At 52.1% G+C, this 22,372-nt stretch carries 19 protein-coding genes; 10 read left to right on the top strand and 9 right to left on the bottom strand.

Translation table 11 applies throughout. The features are described from left to right. Nucleotides 1-104 precede the first annotated feature (104 nt). Complete coding sequence (locus tag C1N64_RS10600) at nucleotides 105-1,025, top strand: LysR substrate-binding domain-containing protein (RefSeq protein ID WP_367143145.1); 921 nt, start codon at nucleotides 105-107, stop codon at nucleotides 1,023-1,025. A gap of 148 nt (nucleotides 1,026-1,173) precedes the next feature. On the opposite strand, the gene C1N64_RS10595 is transcribed toward C1N64_RS10600, so the two are convergent. Further along, entirely contained in the window at nucleotides 1,174-2,535 is a 1,362-nt protein-coding gene (locus C1N64_RS10595) for a hypothetical protein (RefSeq protein ID WP_394514774.1), read from the bottom strand. A gap of 469 nt (nucleotides 2,536-3,004) precedes the next feature. On the opposite strand from C1N64_RS10595, the gene C1N64_RS10590 reads away from it, so the two are divergent. Beyond that, entirely contained in the window at nucleotides 3,005-4,006 is a 1,002-nt protein-coding gene (locus C1N64_RS10590; protein ID WP_394514773.1) for a phage exclusion protein Lit family protein, read from the top strand. Between the two features lie 523 nt (nucleotides 4,007-4,529). Here C1N64_RS10590 and C1N64_RS10585 read toward each other — a convergent pair. Continuing rightward, nucleotides 4,530-5,636, bottom strand: coding sequence for a hypothetical protein (locus tag C1N64_RS10585; protein ID WP_394514772.1), 1,107 nt, complete (start codon nucleotides 5,634-5,636; stop codon nucleotides 4,530-4,532). Nucleotides 5,637-6,241: 605 nt separating this feature from the next. Between C1N64_RS10585 and licT the strand changes: the two genes are divergently transcribed. The 5 genes from licT to C1N64_RS10560 all read left to right on the top strand — a co-directional run bounded on the left by licT (nucleotide 6,242) and on the right by C1N64_RS10560 (nucleotide 12,372). After that, on the top strand, nucleotides 6,242-7,096 hold the full coding sequence (licT, locus tag C1N64_RS10580; protein ID WP_394514771.1) for a BglG family transcription antiterminator LicT: 855 nt from the start codon (nucleotides 6,242-6,244) through the stop codon (nucleotides 7,094-7,096). A 123-nt stretch (nucleotides 7,097-7,219) separates the two neighbouring features. Beyond that, entirely contained in the window at nucleotides 7,220-9,067 is a 1,848-nt protein-coding gene (locus C1N64_RS10575; protein WP_394515485.1) for a beta-glucoside-specific PTS transporter subunit IIABC, read from the top strand. Nucleotides 9,068-9,077: 10 nt separating this feature from the next. Next, the gene (locus C1N64_RS10570) at nucleotides 9,078-10,550 is read left to right on the top strand and encodes a glycoside hydrolase family 1 protein (RefSeq protein ID WP_164483154.1); all 1,473 of its coding nucleotides are present in this window, start codon (nucleotides 9,078-9,080) and stop codon (nucleotides 10,548-10,550) included. Nucleotides 10,551-10,677: 127 nt separating this feature from the next. Further along, nucleotides 10,678-11,628, top strand: a complete 951-nt coding sequence (locus C1N64_RS10565) for an alpha/beta hydrolase (RefSeq protein WP_058701358.1) — start codon at nucleotides 10,678-10,680, stop codon at nucleotides 11,626-11,628. A 51-nt stretch (nucleotides 11,629-11,679) separates the two neighbouring features. Then, complete coding sequence (locus C1N64_RS10560; RefSeq protein WP_394515484.1) at nucleotides 11,680-12,372, top strand: DUF4440 domain-containing protein; 693 nt, start codon at nucleotides 11,680-11,682, stop codon at nucleotides 12,370-12,372. 42 nt (nucleotides 12,373-12,414) lie between these two features. Here the strand turns inward: C1N64_RS10560 and C1N64_RS10555 are convergent, their stop codons facing one another. The 3 genes from C1N64_RS10555 to C1N64_RS10545 all read right to left on the bottom strand — a co-directional run bounded on the left by C1N64_RS10555 (nucleotide 12,415) and on the right by C1N64_RS10545 (nucleotide 15,972). After that, on the bottom strand, nucleotides 12,415-13,623 hold the full coding sequence (locus C1N64_RS10555) for a cupin domain-containing protein (RefSeq protein WP_033737503.1): 1,209 nt from the start codon (nucleotides 13,621-13,623) through the stop codon (nucleotides 12,415-12,417). Nucleotides 13,624-14,088: 465 nt separating this feature from the next. After that, nucleotides 14,089-14,277: a hypothetical protein gene (locus C1N64_RS10550; RefSeq protein ID WP_039340978.1), complete on the bottom strand. Its 189-nt coding sequence runs from the start codon at nucleotides 14,275-14,277 to the stop codon at nucleotides 14,089-14,091. A gap of 174 nt (nucleotides 14,278-14,451) precedes the next feature. Next, nucleotides 14,452-15,972 (bottom strand): acetaldehyde dehydrogenase ExaC, encoded by a 1,521-nt coding sequence (locus C1N64_RS10545; RefSeq protein WP_006119696.1) that lies wholly within the window; start codon nucleotides 15,970-15,972, stop codon nucleotides 14,452-14,454. Between the two features lie 234 nt (nucleotides 15,973-16,206). Here C1N64_RS10545 and C1N64_RS10540 point away from each other — a divergent pair, with 234 nt between their 5' ends. Continuing rightward, nucleotides 16,207-16,770 carry a class I SAM-dependent methyltransferase gene (locus tag C1N64_RS10540; RefSeq protein ID WP_039340985.1) on the top strand — a complete coding sequence of 188 codons (564 nt, stop codon included), beginning with the start codon at nucleotides 16,207-16,209 and terminating at the stop codon, nucleotides 16,768-16,770. Here C1N64_RS10540 and C1N64_RS10535 read toward each other — a convergent pair. Then, the gene (locus C1N64_RS10535) at nucleotides 16,758-17,480 is read right to left on the bottom strand and encodes a glutamine amidotransferase (RefSeq protein WP_394515483.1); all 723 of its coding nucleotides are present in this window, start codon (nucleotides 17,478-17,480) and stop codon (nucleotides 16,758-16,760) included. The genes C1N64_RS10540 and C1N64_RS10535 overlap by 13 nt on opposite strands. A 176-nt stretch (nucleotides 17,481-17,656) precedes the next feature. Here C1N64_RS10535 and C1N64_RS10530 point away from each other — a divergent pair, with 176 nt between their 5' ends. Together C1N64_RS10530 and C1N64_RS10525 are read left to right on the top strand one after the other, a co-directional pair. Further along, on the top strand, nucleotides 17,657-18,541 hold the full coding sequence (locus C1N64_RS10530; RefSeq protein ID WP_006119699.1) for a DMT family transporter: 885 nt from the start codon (nucleotides 17,657-17,659) through the stop codon (nucleotides 18,539-18,541). A gap of 47 nt (nucleotides 18,542-18,588) precedes the next feature. After that, entirely contained in the window at nucleotides 18,589-19,950 is a 1,362-nt protein-coding gene (locus tag C1N64_RS10525; protein WP_394515482.1) for a CoA transferase, read from the top strand. A gap of 1 nt (nucleotide 19,951) precedes the next feature. On the opposite strand, the gene C1N64_RS10520 is transcribed toward C1N64_RS10525, so the two are convergent. Genes C1N64_RS10520 through ghrA form a run of 3 tightly spaced genes read right to left on the bottom strand, consistent with a single transcriptional unit; the run spans nucleotide 19,952 to nucleotide 22,265 of the window. After that, complete coding sequence (locus C1N64_RS10520) at nucleotides 19,952-20,521, bottom strand: TorD/DmsD family molecular chaperone (RefSeq protein WP_006119701.1); 570 nt, start codon at nucleotides 20,519-20,521, stop codon at nucleotides 19,952-19,954. Between the two features lie 27 nt (nucleotides 20,522-20,548). Further along, nucleotides 20,549-21,286, bottom strand: a complete 738-nt coding sequence (locus C1N64_RS10515) for a phosphatase (protein ID WP_006119703.1) — start codon at nucleotides 21,284-21,286, stop codon at nucleotides 20,549-20,551. 37 nt (nucleotides 21,287-21,323) lie between these two features. Continuing rightward, nucleotides 21,324-22,265 carry a glyoxylate/hydroxypyruvate reductase GhrA gene (ghrA, locus tag C1N64_RS10510; RefSeq protein WP_394515481.1) on the bottom strand — a complete coding sequence of 314 codons (942 nt, stop codon included), beginning with the start codon at nucleotides 22,263-22,265 and terminating at the stop codon, nucleotides 21,324-21,326. Nucleotides 22,266-22,372: the final 107 nt, after the last annotated feature.

Raw genomic sequence — 22,372 nt, 5'->3', positions numbered from 1 at the left:
TGGTCTAAATCGTAAGTGTATGATGTCGCGCTATGTTGACGACTACTGTTGAAAAGAAAAAGAGACAGGGCTGAAATGATTATTCGCTATTTTGAACAATCCCTATGAAAGCATTCCGCACGGATGAACTGTGGGTACATTTGTACTGGCTGACGGTACTCGCTGAATCGGGAAGTTTTACCCGCGCGGCTGATCGGCTGGAGGTCAGCAAGGCAGCCATGAGCCAGAAAATCAAAGAGCTGGAGAATATGGCCGGCACAGCACTGGTGCAGCGCACTACCCGCAGCGTCCGTCTGACCTCGGCGGGCGAAAAACTGGTGGATAACTTACGCGATCCTTTTGCGCAAATTGAGCAATCCTTTTTACGCATTCGTGATGAAACCGGCCCGGTGAGAGGCCTGGTGCGTGTCAGTGCGCCGGTAGCCTTTGCGCGCCAGCAGCTCGTCCCGGTTATTGGCGATTTTGTCCGGGAGTACCCGCAGGTCACTATTCAGCTGGATGTCAACGACCGTCTGGTATCACTGACCCGTGAAGGTTTTGATTTGGCCATCCGTCACAGCCAGACACTTCCGGAAACCCACATTGCGCAGAAGTTGTGTGACACGCATGCGGTTCTGGTTGCCTCCCCCGCTTACCTGGCGCAACACGGCACCCCGCAAAAGCCCGACGACCTTGAGCGGCATAACTGTCTGTACTATCTGCGCGGACAGGAACCGCCGCGATGGCATTTCCATAAAGTGACGGGCGGAGAGGAAACCGTAATGGTGAAGGGACAGGGAAACTTTGCCACTAACAACAGCGAATCCGTCCGCGATGCGGCATTACAGGGACTCGGTATCGCCCTGCTTCCTGATTTTAGTGCGCGAGCCGCGCTGGCTGCAGGGACACTAACGCAGGTTCTGCCCGCATGGCGAACAGTAGACGCATTTGCCGAAAGCTTATGGGTAGTACGTCCGCATACTGCGCAGGTTCCTAAGGCTGTGACTACGTTTATTCGGTGGCTGCGGGCGAGGTTTGCCGAGTAGAGTTGAGTAGAATGGTGATGGTTATGGTGATGTGCGGATGGGTTGAATTGTGCCAGTAGCGGACGTTGCTGACATAAATCAAAGGTGGGTTGCCCCACCTTCGGTAACCAAATAGTATATTTTAGTCTTTTATGATAAATACTAACGCTTACTCTAAATGTTTTACTTTAGTAATTGAACCAAGCGGATGAAAGGCTGGTAAATATGTTTTAATTTGCCCATCAGCTAATAAATAATGATTCGCGGCATCTTGAAATACATTCCTAGATAGAGGATGTAAAGCGTTAGGGTTATGGTAAACCTCTAGACCTTCACTCCATTGCTCATGGTAGGAAGGAGAGCCGACTTCCATGCTAAATGATAGAGGTCTTATTGCATTGACATCATGATTAATTCTAAGTCCCGATCTAATCATCTCTGAACCTTCAGGTGCGAATTCATTTAGAAGTCCCATACGATTGAACTTTCCAAATGATGCATCATTAGAGAAAATTACAGCGCTAATATTTTCCGCTTCTGGAAGATAAAAAAAACCTGAAGGGATTACTTTTTTTCCCCAGCTATGCTCTTCGATTTTAACAGGAACTATTGTCACACTCCCACTATCGTCTACTTTGGCTTCATGTCTGTACCCATAAAGATAATATGGTAACGACGCCCTGGAATCCTTACCGGAAGCAGGGCTGAGACAGTCTGTGATAGCAAAAACTAAAGGTTTGTCTTTACAAACTGGCTTTTCCCAATACTTTTTTTTAAGTTTTGAAAAAAGAGCACTTCCATATTTTATAGGATAATAGTTATTCTTTATATCTTCGAAATCTTTTAAATTGTAATATTGTGGCAGCTCTTCATCTTTACCCTCTATTATTGAAGGATTGACAGTTGTAGCTTCTATGCAAAATTCACCTTGAAAGCTGTCACAAATAAAGTCAGGAATAGCTTCTTTCTGATTGAATGTTATATCATTCTCAGTCAATAGAGCGAATAGGTACAACTCCCATATTCGTTGATTAAAACCTGTTGTCTGAAATTGCTCTACAAAATTACCATCTGCATCTTCATACCAACGCATCATTGGTTCAATAATATTCTTTGCAGAAGCAAATAAAGAATCACATACCAACTCCTTGAAAAGAGGAGATAGTTTATTTTTTGTTTTTATTAGGGGGGTAAAAAAATCAACCGGGGCTCTATGTGTCCCCCCTTGCAATCTTTCCTTATCAATATTCTCATGTATTTCTAGCATTTTGATCAACAAGGCGGATTCAGAAACAGAAAAATTTTCATTCCATTCGGAATTATCAATAAAACGGTATCGTTCAGATTCATCACGAGCCATTAACATCCCGAAAAAATCTTTATCGGTGTAATCTTGTATGATGCATGAAACAATACTTTTGTCTTCAGTTTCATACCAAGCGATCTCCCTACCAAAGGTTTTTGCCCGGGGGTCCCTCGCATACGCCGCCAGAGAATCAAATCTGGACTGCTTTATTTTTCTAATATTCATTTTGGATTGATGATTTCTATGAAAAAAGCAATACTACTATTTATTAAAAAAGTTACAAGCGCTGTTTTTTCATCATGGATTTTTTTGATAAAAATATGGGCATGTGACTTATTCTTCTTGAATTACTGTGGCTAATCTAGGCACTTTTGTAGTGCTACCACGAATCATTTGTTAAGAAGGTTATATGTCTCTTTCTCGCTCACAGTGGAACTAACGATCTTGTTTTCATACCGCTATGTGCCAATAGCTGACATCAGTCTGCCGTCAGTCCGCTTTGTGCCAGGAGCGGACATTCCTAACCAAGTTATGTTAATCTGCCTGTAGAAAGCCTTGGTTAACTGCTCTACGTTTTTCCTACTTGCTTCCAACGCTTAAATATTCGGAAAGCAAAAAACATGTAACATGAGGCTTTGTAAACAACCCACTCGGTTCATCATTAGATAAAATTAACAGCAATATAGGTGAGCAAATGTTTGAAGAGCATAATGAAGATAAAACAGTTCAGGATAGCGTAAGAAAAATGTTTTTAGCCTCTATTCCAGAGCGTCAGAATGAACTGAATGAGTTTTGGTCTAAATTTAACATGACCTTCCAAAATCATAGCGATAATCATACAGACGGTAAATTTATTTTTGATGCGGGTATGTATCGATTTATCCGCTTCAATCATCGTGTTTTGCGCACGTTCTGGATAGGAACATTTGCTGCAATGGCGGGCTACGAAGCAATAAACACTGAGCAAAATAAAAAAATTAAAGACTTTATCGATAAAAGGGATTGTATTTTAGAACTTTTTGACTCGAATAAAATATCATTAGTCTCAACCGAATCAGAATTACATGTTTTACTCAAGGAGCTACAGGAAGAACTTGCTGATTTCAGTTCGGCAGACTTCGTGAACTTTGAACAGTTAATCTGTGCTTTCGAAAACACGGCTAAAGATGAGGTACCGGATGAAAAACCACTACCAATTGGAATTCCTGAACCTGGCACCATGCCTGACAGTAAAATCGAACCAGTTAAAAGAGCAACAGCTGAATTAGCAATTATTGCTGCTGCTTGGGCATTTTTGCATGAAGTCCGACATATAATTCATCAGCAGGAAGGTACCAGTTATGATATGAATGAATTCACACAAGAACAAGCTCATAATGAAGAGTTCTCATGTGATGAGTTTGCAACTAAATTTATCCTTGACCATATAGATAATTACTGTGAAGAGTCTATATATGACCGTGTGTTGGTGAGCAGGAAAAGAAGACTTTCTATATACTGTGCATTATTTAGCGTAACTATGTTAGGCAAAAACAATTGGGGTTTTTCAAAATCTCACCCTTCACTCCAGGATAGAATAAATAAAGTAAAATCATTAATGAAAGAGCCTGATGATGAAATACTCGAATATATTGTGGAAACTATGTTTAAGTCTATTGCTAGAATCTGGCCAACCGTTCCTACTGTCAAATTCTGACGCAGGGTTTTCGCTCTTTAAAAAGTTTAAAGTGATGTCTGCGCATCACTTTTTAGAATATGAAATTAAGTTCTCCGGCCCTGTTCTATGAAAAATATTCTTAATAAATAAGTGATGTTTACTAATAAAGCTCGTGATGTTAAAACTCACTTCCCGTAAAACAGATGTGCTATTGGGCAGAGTGAGATATCGTCCGTTCATTAACTGAACTTGACCAACTCAACGTTGAATAATGCACCTTGCTACAAGTTATAAACAACTTTTGGGTGATGATAATTGCGAACTTCTGATTATAGCTCGAAGCTGTCTCTCGATGTCTACTGTGTGCCAGGAGCGGACGTAATGAATAACTTTTTGTGTGGAGCAATGGGGAGCAGGCCACTAGCCCAAATGGCCTTGCTGAAGAAACACGAACCTGGCTACAACGTATGAGCATTACAATGAAATCCTCCGCACAGGGCCCTAAGATACCACTCGCTGAGGAAATACCGGAACCAAATATAGCGGTTCAAGAACTTCAATTTTATTCATCGTATTTAGGTAAGAAAACACTTATTTCTTTGGACCAGATGCCGAAACCTTCAATATCAAGGGTGAACTCAATAGGTAATTTGCTATCTTTATATTCAGTTGATATCACCCGAATATTTTTGACATTTTTTACACAATGTAATGGAGTGTATTTTTTTTTTGTGATTGAATCAAAAATTGGTATGCAAGATAAGCGTATAACTTCTAATTTAACTAATTTGTCTAGCCACATTGTTCCTTCAAAGTCATGGAAGAACTGTCTTATTCTGGAACCCAATGTTGGGTGGGAATAAATCTCACCTCTAATGGTGGAAAGGGAAGTATATATTTTTTGTGGTAAAGCTTCAAACCCCGATATCGTAGCTATATCACCAGAACTATTTACAAATAAATCGCCTGTCGTGAAAATATCTAAATCCATTGGGAGGCTATTGCAATTGATGCGCGGAGTGTCTATTTCAACAGGGACGATTACTTCATAGCTATCTGGTAATTTATTTAATTTTATTGGTGCTGATAACAAACGCCCCTCACCAAGCTGATTAACTAGAATAAATTTTTCTTCGGTTGGGATGGAGTGGAATCTTTCGTTGAAAGATATTAGCTTAGATAAATCGCCAGTAAAGAAGTTTGAAAATTTTATAGTCCACTCACTGGTTGAGATTCCGGTGAGCTCTCCGAAAACGATAATGTCTATACCTATTGCAATGAAATCATTATGTTTGGTTGATGAAGAACCATTACTCACCTCTTTTTTAATCTCTTCTTCGTGGGCTTTCTTCATTTCTTTAAGAATTTCTGCTGTATATCTAATTTCATCTCTATCAATTTCAACGCTGTGATTAACACACATCCAGATGCCATTATTTATATCTTTCCTTTCATCTGGTGTTTGACTTGGATCATATCGTCTTGCTAATGGCCCAGGAGCTGCGGCATGAATGTGCGCAGCTACCCCAATATTTGTGATAGATGTTAAGGATTCATCACTGGGGCCAACTGTAAGCTGATTACAACCGGGGAATGAGCACCTATAACCTGCCCGTAGTGCTAGAGCTCTTACAGTTTTTGAGCTGAAATCATCGCGTGTTTTAGACATGTTTAAAGCCTTTAAAAATAAAAAAGACACCTAACAGTATAATTATGCCTACCTTTCAGCAGCATCTTACAATGGTAAATCCATGTTCCTTTATATACTGCATATTAGCAGTTAAAAATGAACCTGAACAAGAGGAAGTTAGATGAAAGTGGACAAGAGTTACATTAAATCGGGGTTGTATTAGCAATACGCCAAGAATCCCTATTTCATATAGATCATGTTAGATAATAAACCGCCCCTTAACTTCTGCTCCTCGCTCAAAGCAGACGTTCATTTTTTAACAGCCATCACGTCCCTGCTTATTCCCGATCTGCCTGCTACCCAACACCCTACCCCTCACCTGCCAGCGCACTAACCCGCCGGCATCGCCCATTCCCCCCGATCACGTAACGGCTTTATCTATTACTTTTCGTAAAGCGGATCACAAATCAGCGCGCCAGATGACTCACTGCACAATTTCATATTGAATATCAATTTTCCAGGTGCCAGGATTAACCGGCATCACGCTTGTTACCGATTATCGGGCAAAACCTGAATGCAGGCTGAGGGATAATCCCTTCAACGCTGTATTTATGTTTTGCCCGATTGTGTTTCAGGAGTGAGCGATGCTGGTCAGACAAATACTGAATAATAATGTGGTCAGTGCCGTAGATGATAACGGCCTTGAAGTGATTTTAACCGGTCGGGGGCTGGGATTTAATACACGCAACGGGGCCCGTATTCATCTGCACGAAGCAGAAAAGATATTTCGGCTGCAAGATTCAGGCCTCTCTGCACGCTTTAAAGATCTGGTCAGTGAAGTTCCCATCGATATTCTCCAGTTGACCGCCGATATCGTCAGCCTGGCGCATGAAACGCTGAAGCATAAACTAAGCGAAGGGCTGTATGTTACGCTGGCCGATCACCTCTACTTTGCGCTGGAGCGGCATAAAAATAACGCGCTGCTCGCCAACCCACTGGAATGGGAAGTCCGTCATTTTTACACCGCAGAATATGCGATTGGCCGCCAGGCACTGGGCATGGTAGTGGCCCGCACCGGCACCGTGTTACCAGACAGCGAAGCCTGCAGTATTGCGCTGCATATCGTGAATGCCGGGCTCAATGATAACTTAGGCAAAACCACTAAAATCACCCAACTCCTCTGTCAGTTACAACAAATCGTAAAATACTTTTTTACGCTGACCCGCGATGAACACAGTCTGAATTACCAGCGCTTCATTACCCATTTAAAATTCTTTGCGCAGCGGGTCATTGATGGCGAAGTATTAAATAACGACGACGAGGAATTATTCACGCTGGCACAACAGCGATATGCCCGAACGTTTGAGTGCGTAGAAGCCATCAGCACCTTCGTAAAAAAACATTATCACCACAGTATGAGTCACTCAGAAAAACTCTATCTAACGGTACACATTGAAAACATCGTGCAGCGCAGTGCGCATGATGTTGACACCCCATAATGCATTACTGAATTGCTTTACCGGCTTGTGACTGTTTAATCAGGCAAACCCCAGAAAATATGCCACCCGGTTTATGCCGGTCATTGTGGATGACGTCATATCGACTTCAGTCTGGAGGGATTTATGAATTATCAGGACACCGCACAGCAAATTATTCCCCTGATAGGCGGAAAAGATAACGTACAGTCTTTATTTCACTGCATTACCCGCCTGCGTTTTTTACTAAGAGATAACAGTAAAGCCGACCGTCACGCGCTTGAAGCACTGGATGGCGTGATCGGGGTTAATATTTCTGGCGACCAGTTTCAACTCATCATCGGTAATGATGTCAAACCACTGTGCGATGCGCTGCTCAGTCAGCTTCCGCTTCAGGAAGCTTCTGTCCGCCCTGCTTCGCGCTGTAACCCTGTTTCCGCAGTGCTTGAAGGGTTGTCCGGCATCTTCTCACCGATTATTCCGGCCATAGCGGGTGCAGGGATTCTCAAGGGCATTCTGGCGCTAATGGTGGAGTTTCACTGGCTGGAGACACAAAACCAGAGCTACCAGATCCTGCTGGCGATCAGTGATGGCGTGTTCTATTTTTTGCCGCTGGCGCTGGCGTTCAGTGCGGCAAAACGCTTTGGTGCCAATCCTTATGTCGCTGTTGCGCTGGCGGCATCACTCTTTCACCCTGCCCTGCAAACCCTCTTTACCGCAGGTGAGCCGATACGTTTTCTGGGTTTACCCGTTCCCACGGTGAACTATGCTTCGACAGTCATTCCGGTCCTGCTATCAATCTGGCTGTTGAGTTACGTGGAGCGCCTGATTGACCGCGTTATCCCTGCCGCCCTCAAAACCATGTTTGTTCCGCTTTTAAGCCTGCTTATCGTCACGCCGGTGACGCTGATCGCTATCGGGCCATTAGGGATTTTTGCCGGTAACGCGCTGACCGGGGGCATTATCTGGCTGGTCGAAAACATGGGCATTATCGCGGGCGTGGTGGTCGGCGGGACGTTGTCGCTGATTATTATTACCGGCATGCACTATGTGCTGGTGCCGGTCATGATCCATAACATCAGCCATATGGGATTCGACCCGTTTAAAATTCTTTTCTATGTGGCCAACCTTGGTCAGGCCGGTGCGGCGTTTGGCGTCTTTCTGCGGGCCCGGGATAAAAAGCTTAAATCGCTGGCGCTTACCACCAGCTTCAGTGCTGCCATGGGCATCACCGAGCCTGCGATGTACGGCATCAACATTCGCTACAAACGTCCCTTTGCCGCCGCTCTGCTTGGCGGTGCCTGTGGTGGCGCGTTTGCGATGGCGATGGGCGTAAAAACCTATGCGTTTGCACTCAGCGGCCTGCCCGGCATTCCCGCCCTGGTTGGTCCCACCTTCTTATCAGCACTGCTGAGTCTGGTCATTGCCTTTTCCAGTGCGGCCCTGCTGACCGTCATACTGGGTTTTGAGGAAGCGCCCCGGAAGAACGTGGACAATACAGCCTCCTCACACTGTCATCATACGCAGGACCACGTAAGGCTTTTTGCGCCGGTCAGCGGTGAGATCACTCCGTTAAGCGCCTTAGCCGATCCGGTTTTTGCCGATGAAATTTTTGGCAAAGGGCTGGCGATTTACCCGACCGGCGGCAAGTTACGCTCCCCCATTGATGGCCGCGTCGAGTCGCTCTTTGAAACCCACCACGCGCTGGGGCTGAAAAGTGACACTGGCGCGGAAATCCTGATCCACATTGGCATCGATACCGTGAAACTCGGCGGCCGCCATTTCACCAGCCATATTCAGCCGGGCCAGTTTATCCGCACCGGCGATCTGCTGATCACATTCGATCTGAACGCGCTTGAGGCCGAAGGCATCGATCCGAGCGTGATTGTAATCGTGACCAACTGCGAACGCTATGGCGAGGTTCGCCCGGTAAAAGCCGGGGGACATATCGCCTGCCGTGACGCTTTTCTGACACTCACCGCTGCGGCGGTTTAAGGAGCAAAGCATGACGTATTCACCCTCTTTTCCCGAAGGTTTTCTGTGGGGCGGTGCCACGGCCGCGAATCAGCTTGAGGGCGCCTGGCATGTCGGCGGTAAAGGGCTGTCCGTATCGGATGTGTACACCTTTGACGCATCCACACCACAAGACCAGTGGCTGGATCAGTGGTTAAGCATGACCCATGCGCAGGTAGCGGAAGCACAGAATCCGGAGAGCAAAAAATATTATCCCAAACGTAAAGGCAACGGGTTTTACACCCACTTTAAAGAGGATATCGCGCTGTTCGCCGGGATGGGATTCAGGTGCTTCAGGATGTCGATTGCCTGGACGCGCATCTTTCCACGCGGCGATGAAGCAGAACCCAACGAGGCGGGCCTGCAGTTTTATGATGCAGTGCTGGATGCTCTGCTCGCTCACGGGATCGAACCGATTGTGTCATTGTCACATTACGAAATGCCGCTTGCGCTGGTGACGGATTACGGCGGCTGGCCCAATCGCCAGTTGGTAGATTTCTATGTGCGTTTTGCCACCACAGTTTTCATGCGCTATCGCAAAAAAGTGAAATACTGGATGACGTTCAACGAGATCAACTGTGTTAAGCATCACCCTTACGTGAGCATTGGCGTAATTGAAGAAGGTCACCCGCATATTGAACAGGATAAATACCAGGGTGCCCATCATCAGTTTGTCGCCAGCGCGCTGGCGACAAAGGCTTGCCACGCCATTATTCCCGGTGCGCAGGTGGGCTGTATGATCAGCTATCAAATCCTGTATCCGCACACCTGCCATCCGGATGATGTGCAGGCGTGCGAAGAGATGCAGCGCGTGTCGTTGTTTTTTAGCGATGTGCAGGCACGCGGCTACTATCCGGCTTATGCAGAAAGAATGCTGGCGGAAAAAGGCGTACAGCTGATTAAAGCCGTGGGCGACGATGAAATCCTGCGGCAACATCCGGTGGACTTTGTTTCCTTTAGCTATTACATGTCCAGCACGGTCAGCGCCCATCCTGAAAAACTCACCGGCGCGCAGGGCAATCTGATCACCGGCGGCATCAGAAATCCACACCTGGAAACCAGTGAATGGGGTTGGCAAATCGATCCCAAAGGCCTGCGACTGGCACTGAATCAGCTGTATGATCGCTATCAAAAGCCGCTCTTTATTGCCGAAAACGGCCTGGGCGCAGTGGATACCGTCAAGGCCGATGGCAGTATTGATGACGATTACCGCATTGACTACCTGCGCCAGCACGTCGCGCAAATGAAAGAGGCCATTGCGGATGGCGTTCCCCTGTTTGGCTACACCTGGTGGGGACCGATTGACGTGGTGAGCGCAGGTACGGCGCAGATGTCTAAACGTTATGGGTTTATCTACGTGGATCAGGACGATATGGGCAATGGCACGCAGAAACGTACCTTAAAAAAGAGCTATCACTGGTATAAAAAACTGATAGCCTCTAATGGCGAAGACACGGGTCATTAAGCCGGTTGAACGCCATTGCTGTGACCTGCTGGCAGTCGCTGTCAGCAGGTCATTTTGATCTCAGCCGCTACCATGCATATCTGGCAGAAACACGTTGCTGTCACATCAACCTGAAGAGAGGGTTAAGTTGAACACGCTGCATCTCGTCGATCCCGAGCTACGTCCCCTGCTCGCTAACAGCGCGCCGCTGGAACTCACGCCTGACGCAATCATTACGCTACGCCAGCAGCGCCAGGATGCTGCGCTTAAGCAGGTCCAGTCGTACCGCGACCAGGGGCTGAACATTGATGAACACCTGATCGCGTTTCCCGGCCATCCGTCGGTCAGAGTCTGTGTGATCACGCCCGTTGCGGCCGCCGGTAAACGCATGGGCATATTACATCTTCATGGCGGCGGTCATCTGTTTGGCAGCCCGGAGCAGTCTCTGTCGCTGACCAGCGCGACGGCACGGCGACATAACTGTGTGGTGGTCTCGGTGGACTATCGGCTGTCACCGGAAACCGTATTTCCGGGATCGCTGGAAGACAGCTATCAGGTGCTGAACTGGATGGTGAATGAAGCCGCGATGCTGGGCATTGATCCGGCACGTATCGGTGTTATGGGCGACAGCGCCGGTGCCGGGCTGGCAGCCTCACTGGCGCTGTTCACCCGCGATCGGAATGGCCCCACGCTGGCCTTTCAGAATCTGATGTTCCCGATGCTGGATGACCGCACGGTCACCGAAACCCACCCCAATCCCGTGACCGGCGAGTTTGTCTGGACGCGGGAATACAACCGCATCGGCTGGTCGGCGCTGCTGGGCGAAGCGCCCGGTGGCGAAGCCGTTTCGCCTTATGCGGCCCCCGCTCGCGCCACAGACCTGCGCGGGCTTCCCCCGGCCTGGATTGGCGTGGGTACGCTGGATCTGTTTCTGGATGAGAACCTCGACTATGCACAGCGGTTAATCCGCGCCGGGGTTGCCGTGGAGTTGCACGTCTGGCCGGGCGCGTTTCATGGTTTTCACGGCAGTGAGACGGCGGCAGTATCGTTGCAGGCCCGGGAACTGCGCCAAATCTGGCTGTCGCGCTTTGCGCCCTGAGACTCAGCCAGGCCAGGGTTAACGTCCATCCAGGGCTCACGGAGTGAAGTGATGCAAATGCTGCACATTGTGCCTCGCCTGATGACAGCGGTGCGGGCGGGCAACAAACGGCATACGATACGCTGGCAGGAACAGGCCATTACGCCCGGTCCACTGCGTTATATCAACCACGAAGATCCTGCTGACAGCGTCATAGTGACTGTTGAACGGGTTGTCATGATGCCGCTGTCATCCGTCGCGCAGCATCTGGGCAAAGATGAGGAATGGCCCGATGCGGAACTGCTGGCGGGCATGCAGGAGCACTATCCCGCGATTCAGCTCGATTCTCAGGTGGCAGTGATACATCACTCCGCCCCCTTTGAGACGGAGACAGGACGCTATCAGACACTGCTTGCCGCGTTGACGGCGCTGGAATGCAGTCTGCATCAGGAAAAACGTTACGATGCAGCCTGGCTGGCGCAGCGACTGCATCCTGAATTTCAGGAAATTACCCGCTCGGGCGTGCGGGTGAATCGCGCGCAGACGATTGCGGCCTTACAAGCTGAAGCGCATGCGCCGGCAATCGTCAGCCGCGATTTTCAGCTGATACAGACAGGAACACATCACGCCCTGTTGCTTTACCGTACCGCAAGACCCGATGGCCGCCATGCCGCATGGCGGTCGTCCCATTGGGTGTACCACGCAACGCAAGGCTGGCAGATGATTTTTCATCAGGCCAGCCCCGCAGCAGAACCGGATTTTTAGTGCGGATACCGGCGCATCCTGAAGACGGATGCGCCCGCCTGGCTATTTCACTACCGGGTTTTTCTGCAACGACAACGCATCCATAAACGCATCGTCCAGTTGCAGGTGTTGTTTCACCAGGTCGCGTGGCGTACCGGCCAGCCATTGATTCAGTGAAATGTCAGCGTAATAATCGCTTTTGAACAGCTCCAGGAACCGCAGCGGCCCCTTGCCGGTGTTTTCCACATAGTGCCCCATGGCGAACGGCACATAGCCGACATCTCCGGCCCGGTAATCAAAGGTTCTGGCCTGGCCGGATGAACCAAACACGCCCATGCGTCCTTCGCCTTCCAGATAGTATTGCCACTCATCGTTGTTTGGATGCCAGTGCAGCTCACGCAAGCCACCGGGTTCGATCTCGACCAGTGCCGCCGCAATGGTTTTGGAGACCTTAAAGGTGGAAGAGTCGGTGATGCGGACCGTGCCGCCTGGCGCTTTGATCGGGTCCTGCGCCAGCATACGGTGAGTAAAGGTGCGTTTGGCTTTGGTTGCCCCTTGCACCTGCACCGATGACAGGCTGCCGGGCACCGGTGCGGCAAAGATATATTCGTCCTGCGGCGACGGTAGTTTCGCAAAGGTTGAGACAGGGACCTTAAAGTTTTTCGCCAGGATCTCGGGCGGAATATGTTTAAACCAGTCGGACAGCAGGAAGGTGCTGTCTTCATCGAATCCACCGTTGTCAAAGGCCAGCAGGAACTCACAGCCGTCCGGCCCCAGGCCCTGAATAGAGTGCGGAATGCCCGGCGGGAAATACCACAAATCACCCACGCCAATATCGTCCACGAACCAGGTGCCGTCGGTATCAAACGCCGTGACGCGGGCGTTGCCATAGGTCATGTAGGCCCATTCGCCCTCTTTATGCCAGTGCAGCTCACGAATGCCCCCTGCATTGAGGCGCATATCCACGCCCGCAATCGTGGTGGAGACGCCGAGCTCACGTTGAGTGACCTGGCGGGTCCATCCACCGCTGCTTTTACGTACGTGCGCGTCACTGAAGGAAAAGCGCAGATTCGGTAACGTGCCGCTGTCCGTCGCCGGTGGATTCACGATATCCGGGTTTTCGGCTTCGCGGATCGGATCGTGCGGGCCGGGATCGCGGCCCCCGCCGGAAAAAGACTGGATGCTGTCATGCGCGTGCACCTGTCCGGCCGCCAGCGCGACGGTGCCGCCCGCCGCAAAAGCCATAAAACTTCTTCGGGTTAATTTACTCATAAATACACTACCTCGTTCCTTGCTGATAAAGTCGCCGACATGCACTGTCCTAAGGAATGTATAGCGGGGAAAGTTAAATTTTATTTATGTGATATGTAAATTTTGATGACAACCACAAGACAGGTATGGCGCAGAAGTTATCAACGCGTGCGAACTCTTTGCCGCTGGTTTAGGAATGGTTAAGTTTTCTTATTGATACTGCCCCAGAACTGGCACGAAAAGATAATTTTCGCGTCCGGCCTTCGTATCGTTTTTGGTCACACTTTGTTACAGGTGCAGAGCAGTGAGTGCACCGGCGCAGGCGGGTGACTGAGCAGGCATAAGGGAAATTGACTGTGTAACGGGCGATCAGGTTATGCGGCCAGCATGACGGTGGTGTCCTGACCGCCTGACCAGGGCGCAGATAAGTCGGACGAGTGCGGCGTCTGGCCGACATAACCTGCGTGACCCGACGTGAACGTCCTGTCAGAACACGCCGTCCCGACGCGGTCTGGCGGCCTGTTGGGGTGCGCGTGCGGAGAAAGGCGCATCAGGTTGTTGCGCACAAGACGGGTAAGCGCTGTGCCGTTCAGGCAGATTAACGATGATGATGCTCTCTTCCGGTCCGTCGAGCACCTCATCCATCAGGTTCAGATAGTCGTAAGCATTTTGCATAAATCGTCTCTGTTCAGTTATCCATAGTGAAGCAGGTAATCCAGTCAACACAGGCACGAAATGATCACTGCGAAGGATCGATAATAGCCGCTAATCACCCTGTCACAAGCAGATTACGCTTATATGACAACAATCAGAGGAAAATGCGGCGTGCACAGGGCACGCCGCACCAGGTCAGAAGAAGCCAAGTGGCTGAATGCTGTAACTCACTAGCAGGTTTTTAGTCTGCTGATAGTGATCAAGCATCATCTTGTGGGTTTCACGACCAATGCCCGATTTCTTGTACCCGCCAAAGGCGGCATGGGCAGGATAGAGATGGTAACAGTTAGTCCAGACGCGACCGGCTTTGATCGCACGGCCCACCCGATAGGCGCGGTTGATATCCCGCGTCCAGACGCCCGCGCCCAGCCCATAGATGGAATCATTGGCGATGGCGATAGCTTCTGCCTCGTCTTTAAAGGTAGTGATGCCGACAACCGGCCCAAAGATCTCCTCCTGGAAGACGCGCATGCTGTTGTTGCCTTTCAGCAGCGTCGGCTGGATGTAGTAGCCGCTGGCAAGTGCATCGTCGAGCTTTTCAACGCCGCCGCCGGTGAGGATTTCGGCCCCTTCCTGACGGGCAATCTCCAGATACGAGAGTATTTTGTCGAACTGCTGCTGTGACGCCTGAGCACCGACCATGGTCTCCGTATCCAGCGGATCGCCGCGTCTGATGGTTTTGATACGTTTAAGCACCGCCGCCATAAAGGGCTCATAGATGGATTCCTGCACCAGCGCGCGCGACGGGCAGGTACAGACTTCGCCCTGATTCAGGAAGCCCAGTACTACGCCCTCTGCCGCTTTTTCAATGAAGCTCTCTTCGGCCTGCATAATGTCTTCGAAGAAGATGTTAGGTGATTTACCGCCCAGCTCAACGGTGGACGGGATCAGGCTTTTCGCCGCCAGCTCCAGAATGTGTCCGCCCGTCGCCGTCGATCCGGTAAAGGCCACCTTGGCAATACCGGGATGCGAGGCCAGCGCCTCACCGGCTTCTTTTCCGTAGCCGTGAACCACGTTCACCACACCGGGCGGCAGCAGATCTTGAATCAGTTCAACAAACAGCGTGATCGACAGCGGCGTTTGTTCTGCCGGTTTAAGCACCACGCAGTTGCCCGCACCCAGTGCCGGTGCCAGCTTCCAGGCCGCCATCAGCAGCGGGAAGTTCCACGGAATAATCTGCGCCACCACGCCCAGTGGCTCGTGGAAGTGATAGGCGGCGGTAAACTCGTCGATTTCAGCTGCGCTGCCCTCCTGCGCCCTGACGCAACCGGCGAAATAACGGAAATGATCCACCGCCAGCGGCATATCCGCAGCCAGCGTTTCCCGCACCGGCTTACCGTTATCCCAGGTTTCATTGACCGCCATGTATTCCAGATTTTCTTCCAGGCGGTCAGCAATTTTTAACAGTACCAGCGCACGTTGCTGAGGTGAGGTTTTGCCCCATGCGTCAGCGGCGGCGGCCGCCGCCGCCACGGCCTTATCGACATCGGCCTTGTCCGATCGGGGAAACTCGCCCGCGGCTGAGCCGTTAACGGGGGACGTATTGGTAAAATAGTTACCGTTTACCGGGGCGACAAACTCGCCGTTGATGAAATTGCCGTAGTGCTTCTGCAAAGTGATGAGAGAACCCTGTTCTCCTGGAGCGGCATAACGCATGCTGGATCTCCTTACGCTGTGTGATGTGAAACAACTATGAAACTTGTTGTTAACATATTCGATCAGCGCCAGCCTGACAGGTTTGTTGTCCCTAAACTGTGACCGCGGCGAAGGAAATACCCGCCAGAGCCACTACAGATAATTCCGACTTTTTACCGCTTCGCCTGTTAACTGGAAACTTTCGGCGCGAATGAGGTCAATATGAGGATATGTTCACTCTGGAGGTAGGTCAGCATGTTGGCTTCGGCTTTCACGTTAATGCGCGCAAAAGCAGATTTCGTCCACCAGTTCATCCGCAATCCGCGCAAGATGGGCAGCATCACCCCGTCTTCCGAAGCGCTGTGTCGCACCATGGTGGAAGCGGTCGACTGGCGTCATCAATTCCGGATCGCTGAGTTAGGCGCAGGTGATGGTGTGCTGACGCGTCGCCTGCTGGCAAAGATGGCACCTGAGGCCACACTGGACGTATTCGAAATCAGCAGCGCGCTGGCACAAAAGCTTAACGCGCTGGATGATGAACGCATGACGGTACGCACCTGTTCGGCGGAGTACCTGAACGGCAGCTATGACGCTATTTTTTCTGGCCTTCCGCTTCTGTCGCTGTCGCCGGAACTGCGCGAGGCGATTTTACAGGCGGTTTTCCACGCGCTGGGCCCCAACGGCGTCTTTGTACAGTTTCAGTACACATCCCTGACCCAGCCCGATTTGTCCCGTTACTTTACCTGGGAACGTCAGCGGGTTTTAAAAAACGTGCCGCCCGCCTGGGTTTACCGCTGCACCCGTCACTATGCGCCCTGAGCGCTGTCGACTGCCGGGCGCGTTTGCAGCCAGAAATGGGTTAAAATGCTGCGTGACCAGTCCGCCCCCTGCAGTTCGGCGCCATCGCTGTCTACATCGTCGGGCAGACAGGCATCCATAATCTGGCGATCAAATTCGGGATGGAACTGCATGGACAGCGCATTCGGCGAATAGCGCAATACCTGGCAGGGATCTTTTTCTGACTGTGCCAGAATCGTCGACTGCGGCGGCGGTATCACCACCGACTGACGATGAGAAAGCCAGGCCTCGAAGTGTTCCGGCAGGGTTGCAAGCAGGGGATCGTGCTTCGCCGCGGTCGTCGTGTTCAGCGCCAGTAATCCCCGTTCCCAGCCATGAGGGTTGTCCGCGACTTTACCTCCCAGCGCATACGCCATGAGCTGATGGCCGTAGCACACGCCCAGTAGTGGCAACTGCGCGTCCATCCCCGCGCGAACCCAGGCGGCGGTGCGTTCGCTCCACTCCTCATGGTCAGTCACCATTGCCCACGAACCGCTTAATACCGCGCCGGAGATTTCAGTAAACTGTGGCAACGGCTCACCCAGATGCGGACGGACGATAAGGTAATCTTCAGGCTGTAAATTCAGAGCATCAATAAACCAGACCGGTTGTTCACCGATTTTTTCGACCACACTGGCAGGAGGAACATCTAACTGAATCAGGGCAAGCGGCAAGGCAGGTGCATAAGTCATACCGAATCGGATCCTCACAGGCGTTAACGTTTCGGAAAATCAGTCTGACAGCAACTGTTGTAAAAGTCTTATGAATTTTTAGAGTTAACTAAATAAAAAAAACGTTAATCATTGTCTTAACCGCGCGGGTTCATGCCATGATTATCGGGTAACGTGTTTTTTCAAAGGATGACATTGTGGCAGTGCGGCATTTCTTTACGGTTCTGATGGTTGTGTCCATCTGGGCCTTTAATAACGTGGCGGTGAAATGGGGCTTAGTGGATTTACCGCCCCTGTTCCTGACCTGGATGCGGTTTTTCGTCGTGGCGATTGTCCTGGTACCGTTTTGCCGGATTAACCGTCAACAGTTTCCCTGGCTGTTACTGCTGGCCTTTACGTTTGGCTTTATGCACTTCTCGCTGCTGTTTCTCGGCATGCGTTACACCGATGCCGGAACAGGAGCGATTGTGGTGCAACTGGGCACGCCGATTGCGATGCTGCTGGCGATGGTATTCCTGAAAGAGAAGCTGCGGCTTATCCAGCTTATCGGCATTATGATTTCGCTGAGCGGTGTAGTGGTGCTGTCCGGCAGCCCGACGATCCCCGCCTGGTGGGTGCTCTGTATCCTGCTGTGCAGCGCCACGGGCTGGGCGGTGAGCAATCTGATTGTGAAAAAATCGCCCCCGATTAAGCCGCTGACCATGACGGGCTGGATCGCGTTTCTGGCGTTGCCCATTGTCGGCGCGGCCAGCTATATGTCCGAATCACACCAGCTTTATGCCCTGCAACATGCGGGCTGGCGCGGCTGGTTTGCCATTCTCTACAGTGCGATTGCCTCTTCGGTAGTCGCCTATACCTTGTGGTATTCACTGCTGAAGAAATACAACGTTAACCTGATTATGCCCTACTCCCTGCTGACACCGGTGCTGGCAGTGATCATGGGCATTGTGGTGCTGGGCGACAGCCTGAACAGTTTCAAAATTATTGGTGCCTCGCTGGTGATCCTCGGCACTACCATTGCGGTAATCAACCTGCGTAATCTGCGCATGCACGCCCGGTTTCCGCGCTTACGACGTCGTTAAAGGCACATGCTATGCTTCAGGAATCGTCCGCTTCAGGAGCCTGTAGCATGAATCATCTGGCCAACGCACTCTGGCAGCAGATGTGGCAAGGATTGCATGGCAACCCTGCGCCACACGCGCTGCCCGTTTTCACCGATCACGCGGCCTTTTCCTCCGCCTATGCCGTCAGTGAACTGGCGGCCACCAGTCTGGGATTAGCGACGCAGGGCATCGCTGAATTACTCAATCGTCCTGTCCGTGCACAGATCAATGTCCGCCTTGCCTCACGCTGGTTCCAGCACAGTTTTATGCCGCTTAACCGCCCTGCACCCGCACTGTGGGATGCCTTCGCGGGCGATTACGCCTGCCGCAACGGCTGGATCCGTCTGCATACCAATGCGCCCCACCATCGCCTGGCGATGGAGAGCGTGCTGGGTCAGCATCCGGATCGGGATGCGCTGGCGCGGGAAGTGGCGCAGTGGCAGGCTACCGAGCTGGAGCAGGCCGTGATTGACGCTGGCGGTTGCGCTGCCGAAATGCGCAGTGCTGAAGCCTGGCGACAGCACCCGCAGGGACTGGCCGTCATACATGAACCGTTGTTTGCCCGGCAGACCATGACCGAAGGCCCTGCGGTCGACTGGGCGTTGCCCGACGCGCGTCCGTTACTGGGCATCAGGGTGCTGGATCTGACGCGCATCATCGCGGGCCCGGTGGCCACGCGCTTTCTCGCCAGCCTGGGGGCAAATGTGTTGCGTATCGATCCACCCGGCTGGCAGGAGCCGGGCGCGGATGAGGAGCTCGCCTGCGGCAAGCGCCGCGCCGTGCTGGACCTGAAACAGCCCGCTGACCGTGCGCAGTTTATCTGGTTGCTGAAACAGGCCGATGTGCTTGTGCACGGTTACCGTGCCGATGCGCTGGAAAAGCTGGGATTTGATGCGGAATCGCTGCAAAGCCTGTGTCCCGGCCTGGTGGACGTGGGCCTGAATGCCTGGGGCTGGCAGGGCCCCTGGCGCAACCGGCGCGGTTTCGACAGTCTGGTGCAGATGGGTTGCGGTATTGCCGAACAGGGCATGCGCTGGAAGCAACATACTGCACCGGTGCCTCTGCCGGTTCAGGCGCTGGATCATGCCACGGGTTACCTGATAGCGGCGGCCGTGCTGGCCGGTCTGCGTCAGCGCCTTCATGAAGGCAGCGGCAGTCAGACGCGCCTCTCGCTGGCGCGCACCGCCTGGCTGCTGGAGCAGCACCGTTACGCCAGCGACATGGCCCATTCGGGGATCATCCCGCAGCACAGCGACAATCAGCCCAGCCTGGAACTTACACCGTGGGGAATCGGCGTACGTCTGCACTCCGCCGCATGGCTGCCCGGCACCGCCCTGAAGTGTGCCACGCCCGGCTGCCCACCCGGCAGCCATCCGGCGGCGTGGTAAATCAGGCGTCGTCGCCCTGCTCGCTGGCGCTTTCCACCAGCTCATCGTACATGGCCTGAATCGCTTCACGGCTCAGCTCGGCCAGGGTGCGGTAAAAGGCGGTAGTGGCATGCGCCTCGACTTTGCCCAGGAACGCGCCGCACCACGGCATCAGAAACGTATCAAACAGCGCCAGTTGAGCGGCGCTTTCGTCTGCCGCAGACTGATCTTCCAGCCATGACGCCGCCAGCAACAGCGCGCCAAAATGGTCCGTCGGTGCTTCACCCAGCGGCATACCGCGCGAGGTTAAAAAGGCGCGGATCTCGGACTCCGGCTTTCCTTCCGGCCAGTGTGAGGCAAAGGGCGAAACGTTACATGATTCGCCAACAAACAGCGCCTCATAGTCGGCAGTCAGTGCCTGCGGATCGCTGCTCTGCTGTAACCGTTTCAACAGCGCATCCTGCTCCAGCGGCCACTGCGCCGCCAGTTTGCCTTCGCGAATCAGCGTAAACAGCGGTGCCAGCAGGGGATCCTGCGGATGGCGGTTAAACAGCGAGCCGATAATGCGGCACAGAATGGAAAACTCATTCATGAGTCAGAATTCCTTGAAGGAGAAAAATTAAAAGTCCGCCAGCTCGGGGATCGTCTTGCCCGTGCGCAGTGCCAGAAAATCGAGCAGGCGACGCGGCGTGACATTTAACACGCGATCCTCCGGAAAATCCACTTCTCTGGCGATACGCAGGCAGTGCTCAAAATTGCCCAGGGTAAATGCCGTATGGGAATCAGAGCCGAAGGCCAGGCGTCCACCCGCCTTGCCGACGGCTTCGGCAATCGCCCGGCAGTTCGGTTCGCTGCCCGGACGCGAATGGGTAAAGGAGGAATTGTTCAGCTCCAGCGCCACATCGTAGTGTGCGGCCGCTTCGGTAATCGCCGGGATATCAACGGGATATTTCGGGTTACCGGGATGGCTGATGATATGCACTAACCCTCCCGCCATGGCGGCAATCATCGCCTCGGTATTCTGAGTAAGGTCGCGCGGTGCATAGACGGGTTCGTGGAAGCCCGCCACAATCAGATCCAGCGATTCCAGCATCGGGCCGGAACAGTCGATTTCGCCCTGCTGGTTTTTGATGTTGGCCTCGATGCCGCGCAGGATCGCCACGCCGTCAATGATACGGGGCCAGATGCGCATATTCACAAAGTGCCAGTAGTGCGGTGCATCGGCCATATCCGGGCCGTGATCGGTGATGGCAAACAGTTTCAGGCCGTTCAGTTTAGCCTGCGCGACATAATCATGTAGCGTGCTGTAGGCGTGGGTGCTGGCAACCGTGTGCATGTGAAGATCGACGGGATACATTGTCTGCTCCTGTAGGGGCCGGTTACGGCCCGAATCGTTAATAGCCACGTTGGCGATCGACGTAGCCCTGTGGGTTTTCACCTGCTTCAAGTTGAGTAATCGCGCGGGCAATGTAGTCCATCGCTTCCTCTTTCAGGGTGACCGCCGCATTATGCGGAGTAATTGTGACGCGCGGATGGAACCACAACGGATGATCGGCAGGCAGTGGCTCGACCTGGAAAACATCCAGTGCGGCGCCCTTTATTTGCCCGCTATCCAGGGCGGTGAGCAAATCGGCTTCCACAACCTGATCCCCACGAGCGAGGTTAAGGAAAAACGCGCCCTGCGGCAACCGGGCTAACAGTTTCTGATCAATCAGATTGCGCGTTTCTGCGGTGCTGGGCAGCAGATTGATCAGCACCTGAGTGTCACGCAGGAAATCGTCCAGCGCGTCGCGCCCGGCGAAGCTGGTCACACCGGCAATCTGCTTGGCTGAACGGCTCCAGACGCGCACCGGGAATCCCCAGGCCGTCAGGCTTTTCGCCACCTGTTGTCCCAGCACGCCCGCGCCTAAAATCCCGATATGAAACTGGTCACGCGAATACGACGGCAGCGGTTGCCACTGGGCCGACTGCTGCTGCTGTTGGTAATCATCAAAGCGCCGAAACCAGCCCAGCACCCGACAGACCGCGTACTCCTGCATCTGTTGCGCCATGCCCGTGTCTTCCAGACGATAAAGGGGAACACTGTCTGCCAGCATGTCCGGGTTTTGCTGCAGCTGACGCAAAATTTCGTCGACGCCCGCCCCCAGCGCAAATACCCCTTTCAGATCGTTGCGGCCCCGCAGCATGGCCGGCGGCGGCGAACGGACCAGCGCATAATCTGCCGGGGACGTATCGTCGGTCGTCCAGTGACGGACACGTGCATGGGCTAAGCGCTGCTGTAACCCGCTGATCCAGTCGTCAGCAGGTTGCGATGGATGAAACCAGATGATGTCCATAGTGATCCTCTTTTTTTCTCAGCCTCGGGGAAAAGTGGTCTCAGGGCAAGCGGAGCCTGAAAAAAAAGCACAAAATTTCGCAGGCTATGATCATCAATAAGTTACGC

Source organism: Pantoea sp. SGAir0215 (assembly GCF_043543215.1).
The sequence above is the reverse complement of the archived record's forward strand: the minus strand, read 5'-3'. Positions and strand labels throughout refer to the sequence as shown.